General features: G+C 32.7%; 14 protein-coding genes. 8 read left to right on the forward strand and 6 right to left on the reverse strand.

All coding sequences use genetic code 11. The annotated features are described in order from the left end of the window. Positions 1–190 precede the first annotated feature (190 nt). On the reverse strand, positions 191–718 hold the full coding sequence (locus tag ABCM86_RS00925) for a zinc ribbon domain-containing protein (RefSeq protein WP_195928827.1): 528 nt from the start codon (positions 716–718) through the stop codon (positions 191–193). A 208-nt stretch (positions 719–926) separates the two neighbouring features. Here ABCM86_RS00925 and ABCM86_RS00930 point away from each other — a divergent pair, with 208 nt between their 5' ends. Next, positions 927–1,175, forward strand: a complete 249-nt coding sequence (locus tag ABCM86_RS00930) for a hypothetical protein (protein ID WP_195928825.1) — start codon at positions 927–929, stop codon at positions 1,173–1,175. 133 nt (positions 1,176–1,308) lie between these two features. On the opposite strand, the gene ABCM86_RS00935 is transcribed toward ABCM86_RS00930, so the two are convergent. Beyond that, positions 1,309–1,632 (reverse strand): Mor transcription activator family protein, encoded by a 324-nt coding sequence (locus ABCM86_RS00935; protein WP_195928823.1) that lies wholly within the window; start codon positions 1,630–1,632, stop codon positions 1,309–1,311. Positions 1,633–2,243: 611 nt separating this feature from the next. Between ABCM86_RS00935 and ABCM86_RS00940 the strand changes: the two genes are divergently transcribed. The 7 genes from ABCM86_RS00940 to ABCM86_RS00970 all read left to right on the forward strand — a co-directional run bounded on the left by ABCM86_RS00940 (position 2,244) and on the right by ABCM86_RS00970 (position 7,245). Then, a complete protein-coding gene (locus tag ABCM86_RS00940) occupies positions 2,244–2,465 on the forward strand; it encodes a DUF1659 domain-containing protein (protein WP_343003264.1) in 222 nt (73 codons plus the stop codon). A gap of 56 nt (positions 2,466–2,521) precedes the next feature. Beyond that, the gene (locus ABCM86_RS00945) at positions 2,522–2,749 is read left to right on the forward strand and encodes a DUF2922 domain-containing protein (RefSeq protein WP_343003265.1); all 228 of its coding nucleotides are present in this window, start codon (positions 2,522–2,524) and stop codon (positions 2,747–2,749) included. 12 nt (positions 2,750–2,761) lie between these two features. Continuing rightward, entirely contained in the window at positions 2,762–2,917 is a 156-nt protein-coding gene (locus ABCM86_RS00950) for a YvrJ family protein (RefSeq protein WP_195928818.1), read from the forward strand. A gap of 134 nt (positions 2,918–3,051) precedes the next feature. Then, complete coding sequence (locus ABCM86_RS00955; RefSeq protein WP_343003266.1) at positions 3,052–4,335, forward strand: hypothetical protein; 1,284 nt, start codon at positions 3,052–3,054, stop codon at positions 4,333–4,335. A 79-nt stretch (positions 4,336–4,414) separates the two neighbouring features. After that, positions 4,415–5,725: a DnaB-like helicase N-terminal domain-containing protein gene (locus ABCM86_RS00960; protein ID WP_343003267.1), complete on the forward strand. Its 1,311-nt coding sequence runs from the start codon at positions 4,415–4,417 to the stop codon at positions 5,723–5,725. A 56-nt stretch (positions 5,726–5,781) separates the two neighbouring features. After that, entirely contained in the window at positions 5,782–6,348 is a 567-nt protein-coding gene (locus ABCM86_RS00965) for a single-stranded DNA-binding protein (protein ID WP_343003268.1), read from the forward strand. Between the two features lie 96 nt (positions 6,349–6,444). Continuing rightward, positions 6,445–7,245: an N-acetylmuramoyl-L-alanine amidase gene (locus tag ABCM86_RS00970; RefSeq protein WP_343003269.1), complete on the forward strand. Its 801-nt coding sequence runs from the start codon at positions 6,445–6,447 to the stop codon at positions 7,243–7,245. Between the two features lie 289 nt (positions 7,246–7,534). Here the strand turns inward: ABCM86_RS00970 and ABCM86_RS00975 are convergent, their stop codons facing one another. From ABCM86_RS00975 to ABCM86_RS00990, 4 genes are all read right to left on the reverse strand, one after another. Continuing rightward, positions 7,535–7,864 carry a DUF1904 domain-containing protein gene (locus tag ABCM86_RS00975; RefSeq protein ID WP_195928808.1) on the reverse strand — a complete coding sequence of 110 codons (330 nt, stop codon included), beginning with the start codon at positions 7,862–7,864 and terminating at the stop codon, positions 7,535–7,537. A gap of 58 nt (positions 7,865–7,922) precedes the next feature. Beyond that, positions 7,923–8,225, reverse strand: coding sequence for a (2Fe-2S)-binding protein (locus tag ABCM86_RS00980; protein ID WP_195928806.1), 303 nt, complete (start codon positions 8,223–8,225; stop codon positions 7,923–7,925). A gap of 177 nt (positions 8,226–8,402) precedes the next feature. After that, a complete protein-coding gene (locus tag ABCM86_RS00985) occupies positions 8,403–9,305 on the reverse strand; it encodes a hypothetical protein (RefSeq protein WP_295675480.1) in 903 nt (300 codons plus the stop codon). Between the two features lie 325 nt (positions 9,306–9,630). Next, on the reverse strand, positions 9,631–10,041 hold a 411-nt coding region (locus ABCM86_RS00990; RefSeq protein WP_343003270.1), incomplete at its 5' end, for an Ig-like domain-containing protein.

The following is a 10,041-nucleotide window of genomic DNA, read 5'->3' on the forward strand; positions in this document are numbered from 1 at the left end:
CATGAGCGGGCGACTTCGTACATTGCTTAAAATTAAAAAAACTACCCCCATATTTATATATGTGAGTAGTTTTTTTATTTATTTAATTATGTATCATATCGACATGGGCTATGTAATATATCGTTATTTGTCATATCACGCGCTGTATTTTATACATTCGACTTGATACGTCATATTTTAAATATATATTTTAGAATATCTCGAAAAATTCGTCTCCACCTTTATAACTGAACTCTTGGAATCTATCGTAAGTTTCCTCGTTTTCGTCATTTTCTTCGTCATCATCTTGGCTGTATACAGCTCCAAAATCACCTAAAATGCTATGGTCGATTTCTGGCGCTTCGTCTTCTTCATTGTCGAACTCATCATCATGCGCAATTTCGATTTCTACCATGTTTTCTTCATTATCTTCTAATTCGTCCATATTTATTTCTATTTCATCTTCTACAATCTCGTCTATTATTTCTATTTCGCCTTCAGTATTCCAAGGTTTTAGATAACCTCTTTTCCCAAATTCTGTCTCACTTCCGCACTCTTTACAGAATCTCGCCTTTCCACTTCCGATAGTGTTGCACTCTGTATTTGTGCATCTATTTATTAAAGATGCACCGCAAATTTCGCAATAATTTGCATCATCCGCTATGTCTTCATTTTTGCATTGCGGGCAAATCGTCGCTCTACCCCTTTCATTTAGTTCGTAAATAGTATTATATTTCATTATTTTACCCCCTCTAAATGTTTCTTCCTTACTTAGTTTATTACTTTTTTCTAAAATTTTCAATCTAAATAAAAAATTGGGTATAAATTTTATAAAATTTATGATAAACTAAATTGCTATATGCAGAAGTTTTTACATTTTATGACAAAATTTTGTTATATAATAATATGTAGTGAGGGAAATTTCAAATACAAAGGAGAATTATTAAGTGAAAGGGTTATTAAAAAAACTATGTGATTTTACATTTAAATCACTGACAGACGAATCTGATACTAAATCAGAAGAAAAATCTGAAGATCAAACAGATCAAAGCGACTATGTCTCCCAACTCGCTAGCCATTATAGTCAGTATGAATCTTCGAATAATAAATATTCGGGGAAAATAATAGATGAGGCTTATGCTTGCTATAATGTCAGCTTGTGGGATGAAGAGGATTATTATTTAGATTTAGATTAAGTTAAGGTAGTTATTATATAAGCCAACAGCTTGTTATATGCAAGTTGTTGGCTTTTTCAATTCTAAGGAAATTATATATTATCTGGTTTGTGTTTAATTTTGTCATTTTTCACTATTATTTTTAACCCAGTAGTCATTTTTCTTCATTATTTCCGTTTTTCTCTTTTTTTTGACATTGTGCTGTAATATTTCTAATTGTCGTTACACTCAACTTATACTTTGACGTAAGGTCAAAATACTCCATGCCATTTTTATAATCTTTGTAAATATTCCAATTTCTCAGCTCTCTTTCATAGCTTTCTTTTTGGTTTAAATAAAGTGGATTGCCTCCATATACTTCTAACACTTCTTCGTATTTTTCTTTTCCTATAATCTCATAAAAACGGTGTAATCGCGGCGGTACGATCTTTTTATAATCATAATCAAACTCAGCTATATTCTTATTTTCGCTATCCATAAGCCTACCCCTACCTTTCATAAATCAAAAATACTTAACTATTTACTGTCCGCCATTTTGAGTCTGTATTTATACTTGTATATTTTATAATTCTTAGTCTATTTTGTATGTCTATATTTCATAGTATAGTACATATGTTCGATTACCGCAATATATTTTCACGACATTATATTTCTTTGTATTGCTTGAAATTACTACATTTTTCATATAATTTTGCTTTTATTTGATATAAAAAAATAAATTTTTACAGTATTTTTATTAAATATTTTCCTCAACTTTTGAAAAAACTTTTTGAACAATTTATTTTTTTCAAGTGTTTTATTGGAAAGTGTAGTATCACTTTGGCTATTATTAAAGTAAGAAGACAACATGATATAAAACTTATGATAGAAAGAGCATTTTTCAACAAAACGCTTAATTAGATAACTCATAAAAAGTTTAAACAAAATGCTTAATTATACAAATTATAAGTTTTATAAGTTAAAACAAAATAGTAAATTCAACTATCTATAAATAATAAACCCAACACTCTATAAATTTGCTTTGGTTTTATAGCTTATCTTTTATACTAGGCTATAATTTCATAAATTTTTTACAAAGGAGGTTAACTTATGGCAGTTATAGCGACTAAAAATTTATCATCATTGAAGTTATATTTGGATAAAGGGCTTTACCAAAATTCAAAACAAATCAAAGGTACTAAAACTTTTGGTTTTGTGGACCCTGCTGCAACTAATCAAAACGTGTTAGATGTTGCAAATGCAATTGCTGCACTGCAAAAACACGAAGTCTACAACATAGTCAGATTAGACAACTCTACTTTATCTGAATAATTTTCACTTTGGAAGTCACTTCGACTTCCCCACTATAAAAAGAAAGGAGAATTTTTATGACAGAGACAAAAAAACTCGTAATGGTATTTAAAAATTCAGTCGGTAAAAACGTCAGCATCTCTATAGACGATCCAAAAGACAACATTACCGAAACTGAAATCAAGACAACTATGGAGCTTATCGTAGAAAAAAACATCTTTAAGAAAAATGATTATGCATTTGTTGAGGCTGTTGAGGCTAAAATTGTCACTACTAATACGACAGAATATGACTTAGTTCTTTAGGAATGTCACTATATGGAGATTATTGAAACTTTAATTGCTAATGTCGGTTTTCCAGTTGCTGTGTCGATTTATCTACTAATTAGGCTTGAAAGCAAGCTGGAAACCCTAACAGATAGCATCAACAAGCTTTCAAATAACATAATTAATCTTAAAGCTACAAAACAATAAGGCGCAAACTCTATTTTATAATTAAAACCTACTAATTAGGTGCTTCCCCCAAAGCACCCCCTCCCCCACAATCTGGGGGAGTTTATCTATTTTTTAATTGGGAGAAATTTATTTTTATAAGGAGGATGTAATTTATGAGATATACAGTAATGGGATTTCTTCAAAAAGGAGCATGTGAACTTGGGCTTTCTATGGGTGATTTAGCCATATTGAGATGGTTTACTGATTTTAAAAACTCTGGTAAAATGATCACAAAAACACTTAAAGGCGATAAATATTATTGGGTATCTTACGAGGCTATCACTGACGAATTTCCTATCTTAAATGTTAAAAAAGACGCCATCTATAGAAGACTTCGCAGACTTTGTGACGCTGAAATTCTGAAAAAAACAACTGTATACAATTCTGGCACATATTCATACTTTGCACTTGGCAAAAACTATTCAAAACTTATAAATTTATCTTATAAAAACTATTCTACTTATAATAAAAATATGTCGTATTTTGATGATGATTCTATTTATTCAATGAATAATATAGAACTTTGTAACTGTATCAATGAATATGATTTTGAAGATGATAATTTTCCATATGATCATAGCGAAAATTGGGACGATAATGATTTTTTATGCAACGAAAATTCGATTTCTTCTGATTTTGATGATTTAAAACTGAGTGAAAATAGAGTGCATTCTTGCGCCAACCCAGTTGATTTAAAACCGAACCCATCGGTTCAAAAACCAAATGTTCCGGACCAAAAACCAAATATCCCGGTTCAAAAACCTGACCAAAAGATTAATCTACTAAATAAATCTACTATATCAGACATACGCGCGAAAAAGGGAAATCCGTCTAAATCGTTATCAGATTTGCTTTTAAGTCTCATTCGAAAAAATAACCCTAACTTCAAAATGCCTAATATGAGAAACTGGGCTAGAACTTTTGATGCAATTTTAAATTTTGACCATAGAGATCTAAAAGAGGTGTCTGAATTAATCAAGTGGATTCATACAAAAAGTGCTTTTTGGAGTTGCCAAATCCTTAATCCGAGCAATCTTAGAAAGCAATACGACCGCTTAATTTGCCGAAAAAACTACGAAGAAAATAAATTTATGCCTAATTTCGATAACAGCCACAACAGTTTTTTAGATAATCACAGTGATTTTGTGCCTAACTGCAAGGATAGATTTGGATATAATCGCAGTAGTTTTGCGACTAACTACAAAGACGACTTTGGGTATAATCACAGTGACTATTCATCTAACTGTAAAGACGGCTTTGGGGCTAATCGTAATGGTTTTATATCTAATCGCAGGGATAATTTTGTATCTAGTCATAATTCAAAAAACGTTGAAAATTCAATAGTTATAAACAGCATCTATGGTTCTTATTCTCTTGTTGGTTTTGAAGATATTTAAATTTTAATTTGTGAGTATTTAGTCTTATTTTAGTATTTAATCTTATTTGTGATTATTTAATCTTAAAGGGGGAATTTTTATGGAGCTTTACAATATCGAGGCTGAACAAAGTATTCTGGGTGCAATTCTAATCGAGCCTAAGTCTATCTCCGAGGGCAATGAGGTAAATTTATCTAGTAGTGATTTTTATCTCGATAAGCACAAAATCATCTACAAGTGTATGAAAAAATTGTCTGATTCTGACTTGGAAATTGACCTAATAATTCTTTCAAATGAGTTGAAAAATGACAAAACTCTCGACGAAATCGGCGGTGTTGCTTATATTTCGAGCCTTATCACCATTGTTCCGACTGCTGACAACATCATCTACTACATGAAAATTGTGAAGAACCTCGCTATGAAACGCTATATTCACAATATGCTTTTACAAGCCGGAACAAATATTCAATCTATGGATACAAGCGCCTTAATAAACTTCACAGATGAGCTAAAATCAACGCTTTTGGAGTGTACTAATGTCAATGATTTGTTTATTGATGCATCTACAATTTCGCTCAAAACTGAGAATTCAGGTGCGATTGAAACTGGATTTAGATCAATTGACAATGTTACTGGCGGCGGGCTTAACTTTGGCACACTTACTGTTGTGACTGGTGAGCCTGGTTCTGGTAAGAGTACATTTTTAAATCAGATTTTGGCGAATGCGCTCAGTTTAGGGTTCAATGGATTTTTGTATTCCGGCGAGCTTACTTACCAAATGATTATGGAGTGGTTTTCAAAAACTGTTGCAAATACTAAACATTTGTCGATTTGTACCAACAATTTCGGTCAATATGTGCGCCTTAGTGATGAAGGTTTTGAGATGATTAGCAACTGGACCAAGGACAAATTATTTATTTACTCCAAAGAGGCAAGGGCCGACGAGATAAATCTAGCAAATGCGATTGAGTACTTGGCGATTAAGAAAAATGTCAAATTATTTATTTTGGACAACTTGATGACTCTAGAGTGCAGCGGTTCTGACAAATACGAAAAACAAATCATAGCTGTAAAAGCATTGAAAAACCTAGCAAAAAAGTACAATCTCGTCGTCATTTTAGTCGCCCATTCCAACAAAAGCTCGCTTATGAATAGAGAGCCGCACGTTTTTGAAATCTCAGGTGCAAGCGAAATACCCAACTTGGCAGACTATATCTTTAAGACGACGCGTGAAGATGGCAAGCCGTTTACCCATGCGCTCATCCTAAAAAACAGAATCACCGGCATAATCAAAAAACGCGCCCTTTTAGAGTTCAAATCAGAAAGAAAAAGATTTTTCACAAAAGGCGAGCTAGAACTTCAAAAAGACTTTGGATATGAACCAACATACGAACAAGGCAGCTTTTGTTAAAACGCTTTAACTTTTCAAAATTTAATTATTATAAAAATTTGTAAGGAGGTATTTTTATGAATTCAGTTATATTAATAGGAAGGCTGACAGCTGATCCAGAACTTAGATTTTTTAACACAGGTGTTGCAATTTCAAAGATTACGCTAGCAATAAACCGCAGTTATAGAAAAGATAGCCAAGTCGTCACTGACTTTATCCCTGTTGAAATTTGGGGCAAAAAGGCAGAATACTGTGCGACTTATATCGAAAAAGGTTGTCTAGTTTCAGTTGATGGCAGTCTACATATAGATAGATATGTCGATTCTGACGGAAATAACAAGACTTTCGCCAAAGTAGTCGCAAATACTATAACAAAACTACACTCACCAAATAGATCTAGTGATGGGAATAATTCTGGTACAAATAACCCAATCCCTGCTAATGCTACTGCTTCTGAATCTTTACTTTCTACATCTGATTCAACTTCTAAATCTAATTTAGTTGGTGATTTAGCCTCAAGTAAAAATTCCAGCAACATAAGTCAAACACCTAAAACTGTAACTGCTCCACCCTTTGCAATTACACCATCTGACACAGTTCCAAGCGTCACAGAAATCGCTGGGAATGATGAAATCCCTTTTTAGGTAAAGTAAAAATTGTGCCTAAAGTAAATATATTTATTATAAATATAATCATATAAATATGAATATATAAATCTACATATATAAAGGAGGTAATTTATGCTCAGCAAACCGAAAATAATCGAAAAATGGCAAAAAAGAAATAGATTTGGCAGACCGGGTACTACTCTTATCACAAAGAAAATTGCTATTCACTATACTGGTCAGGCTGATGTGGAAAGCTGGCGAACTGTGTCATATTTTAACAATGTTGTCGCAAATGGGTACAAGGTCAACGGGAAATATGTCTATGCCTCATCCCACTATGTTATCGACCTCGACGGAACAATTTTTCAATTAATCCCAACTAGCGAGCAATGTTATGCGACCAACAGCGCCAATAAGTACGCCATCGCAATCGAAGTCGCCACAACAGGTGAGGACAATCACTATACTGACGAAACCTACAAAAGCATGGTCCACTTGTGCGCGTGGTTGTGCCAGTATAAGGGGCTTGACTGCAAGACTGACATCATTACCCACACCGATGTCGTCGGAAAAGCTTACAAACTGTGCCCAATTTATATGGTCAAAAATCCCCATAAAATGACACAATTTAAAACTGATTGCCATAACTTAAAGTCAGGCAAAATCACCCTTGATAATATCATCAATTGCACCTCTCCTGACTACATAAAAAATAGCTCAACTTCTCCCCTGCCAAAGATGATAAAAGTCAAAAAAGACGTAAACTATAGAAAACACCCAAATTTTAAAACCTCAAGCATTGCTGGGGTGGCAAAAGCCGGAGATATATTCACAGTAGTCGATTTGGTCGAGAGAAATGACACAAATATGTATAAATTAAAATCAGGCTATTATATTACGACAAACAAAACTTATATCGATGAAATTTATTAGTTTTAATAAAATACATACTGCATCTTATACATTATTAAATATATTTCTTCTTAGAAAGCAAATCACCTAAGGTATTTCCATTTTGAAGATAATATCTCATAAACTAGCTAAAGTTATTAATAAAAAATTCGCTTTGCTCATGGCGCCAACGACTTTGTCCGTTGCTTAAAATTCGCTTTGCTCATGGCGCCAACGAATCAAAGATTCCGTTGCTTTAGTTAATAGGTTGGAAATTAAAAAACCACATCCTAAGTCCTAAGATGTGGTTTTTCCTATTGCTATTTCCTATCTAGAAATGCTCTCCGTTTTCGTAATACTTCTCTTTTTCAAAAACTGTAAAAGCAAGATCCATGCTTTCTATATTTAGATTTTCTCTTATGTTGTTAGTTATTATTTTGGCAACTATGTCTTGAATTTCTTGACCTCTATCAAACCAAGCAACCTCAACAAATGGGTATACATCTGCTATTTTGCCATCTCTTATAGCAACAGATTTTATACATTCTATCTCAAAATAATCTCTTGGGCATTTTACTGCCTCTACTAATTCATCGACCATTTTTTCGCTTATTTTACAAATGTCGTTTTCGTTAATTCCTCTTACTTTTATTTGTGGCATGTCGTCCTCCTATTGTCCAATTTGTAATGATTTTATAATAAATAAACTCGTTTGTATATTATCCTCTATTTTTTATGATACTTTGAAGTACTCCACCTTTACATTTGTCACAATCTGCTCCAGCACCAGTTGCTGCTGTAACTTTTTCTACTGTGTCTGCTCCATTTCTAACGGCTTGTGCAACTTCTTCTACAGACACATTTCTACATTTACATGCATTTTTTAACACTGCTTCCATTTCTTTTGCTTCGTCATCATTTTCTATAACTATATCAGTCATTCTTTTTAAATCGTCTATCGTTCTCGCTCCATTTGCTTGGGCTTGTCTTATTTTTTTATATTTTTCTATTGCTAAGTTCATATGTAAATTCTCCTTCTAGTCATTGTATATAGTATACACTAATTTAGACATACTATGTTGTGAAATTTATAAGCTATTTACAGATTTATTATTTTCGCTATTTATAAAATTTATTATTTTAGCAAAACAAAAGCGGGAATCTCTCCCCTCCCGCTTTCGATTATTAAAAATTATCTATTATTCCTCAATTTCCTCAACTGTAAAATCACCATTTACAAAATACTTCAAATCGTTTTCATCGCCCCAATCACAATTTATAGTTCGTGAGTTGTAGTTTGTATCGTGGGCAATTATGTAATTAATTTTCCAAATTCCACTTTCGCTTGTCTCGCTGACAGTGTAATATCCTTCCATCATGTTTGTTTTTTCGTTATAAGTTAGTTGAATTGTTTCACTTTTGTTTGATTGTGGCTTTTTATATACTATTATTGCTTTTTGAATTGATGTTTCGTCTGTAATCTTAATACTTATCTTGATTTTGTCTCCTAATTTAGCGCTTTTTTGGCTTACTTTTAATGTAGACATGTCTATTTTTGGTGCGTTGTATTCTGGATTTGTATTACTAACTGTAAAATCACCACTCGACAAATCTTGTCTATTTTCTAAAGTAGTGTCGTTTACTGTAAGTGAGTTGTAGGTATTTGTCGTACGATTTCTTTTATCGACAGTTAATATGCTTTCAACCTTCCAAGTTCCAGATTCACTGCTATCTAAAATCTCAATATCCCCCTCATAATACTTTGTTTTTTCATTATAATTAAGCTCGATCATCTGAAGATTGTCCGTCATTCCTGACAAGTAATAAATGTATGCACTTTGCATATCATCGTCGTCTTTTATCTTAACGCTCACCTTCACCTTGTCTCCGCTTGTCGCCTGAGTCTTGTCCACTTTTAACGTAGCATAATTTACGACTGGTTTCTTCAGTGTTTTGTTTGATGTTTTTTGAGATTCCACAATTTCATTTTTTTCGGCTGCTTTTGCATCATCTAATTGTTGATTTTGAGAGCAACCTGTAAAACTAAACATCATTACAAAAGATAATATCGAAATAGTCCAACTTGCAAAATTCCTTTTCATACGTACCCCCCCTTGATTTTTTGTGATCCCCCTCTTAATTATATTGTATCACCTTAATAAGACCCAAATATCATAAACCGTACGTCAAATAATCCTATCATTCGATTTGTATATTTTTATTTTCGACATACAAGTACCCCGTTTTACAACAAAAACATATTTACATTCAAAAAAGGACTATAATGGAGAAATTCCTCGTTTTCCGCGTGATAATTCACACAAAAAAGGACAAAATTTATGTTTAGAAAATTTTAAAATTTGCACAAAAAAAGGAATACAATTTCGTATTCCTTTTTTCTCTATAAACTACTCTAAAATATTAAATTTATTTAACAACTATAGTTTTTGATGTTGTTGTGTATCCAGTTTTACTCATATTGATTACAACTTTTGTTTTTGCTCTTTGCTTTGGAATTACTATTTTGTAGTTTCCATAAGCATCCACAGTTGCAGTTTTACCGATTTGTCTTCCATTTACATACGCTCTTACTGTCGCTGTTTTCAGACCTTTTCCTGTTATCGTTGTCGAAGTATATCTTATTGTGTTGACTGTGAATGTCGGGAATGTGTTTAACGATACTGATATAACTTTTGATATATCTGTGTATCCTGTTTTACTCATCTTCACAGTTACTTTTGCTCCTGCTGCTTGCTTCGGTATTGTTATTTTGTAATTTCCATAAGAATTCACAGTTGCACTGTTTCCAATTTGTCTTCCGTTTACATACGCTCTTAC

The sequence above is a fragment of the Clostridium sp. 2218st1_F5_2218SCRN_220325 genome (assembly GCF_039062665.1).
Classification (GTDB): Bacteria; Bacillota; Clostridia; order Peptostreptococcales; family Peptostreptococcaceae; genus Intestinibacter.

Bases quoted from the DNA above. Each gene is read 5' to 3' on its own strand.
- ABCM86_RS00960 (WP_343003267.1), top strand. From the start codon at position 4,415: ATGGAGCTTTACAATATCGAGGCTGAACAAAGTATTCTGGGTGCAATT.
- ABCM86_RS00935 (WP_195928823.1), bottom strand. From the start codon at position 1,632: ATGGATAGCGAAAATAAGAATATAGCTGAGTTTGATTATGATTATAAA.
- ABCM86_RS00980 (WP_195928806.1), bottom strand. From the start codon at position 8,225: ATGAACTTAGCAATAGAAAAATATAAAAAAATAAGACAAGCCCAAGCA.
- ABCM86_RS00965 (WP_343003268.1), top strand. From the start codon at position 5,782: ATGAATTCAGTTATATTAATAGGAAGGCTGACAGCTGATCCAGAACTT.
- ABCM86_RS00925 (WP_195928827.1), bottom strand. From the start codon at position 718: ATGAAATATAATACTATTTACGAACTAAATGAAAGGGGTAGAGCGACG.
- ABCM86_RS00975 (WP_195928808.1), bottom strand. From the start codon at position 7,864: ATGCCACAAATAAAAGTAAGAGGAATTAACGAAAACGACATTTGTAAA.
- ABCM86_RS00985 (WP_295675480.1), bottom strand. From the start codon at position 9,305: ATGAAAAGGAATTTTGCAAGTTGGACTATTTCGATATTATCTTTTGTA.
- ABCM86_RS00940 (WP_343003264.1), top strand. From the start codon at position 2,244: ATGGCAGTTATAGCGACTAAAAATTTATCATCATTGAAGTTATATTTG.
- ABCM86_RS00945 (WP_343003265.1), top strand. From the start codon at position 2,522: ATGACAGAGACAAAAAAACTCGTAATGGTATTTAAAAATTCAGTCGGT.
- ABCM86_RS00970 (WP_343003269.1), top strand. From the start codon at position 6,445: ATGCTCAGCAAACCGAAAATAATCGAAAAATGGCAAAAAAGAAATAGA.
- ABCM86_RS00955 (WP_343003266.1), top strand. From the start codon at position 3,052: ATGAGATATACAGTAATGGGATTTCTTCAAAAAGGAGCATGTGAACTT.
- ABCM86_RS00950 (WP_195928818.1), top strand. From the start codon at position 2,762: ATGGAGATTATTGAAACTTTAATTGCTAATGTCGGTTTTCCAGTTGCT.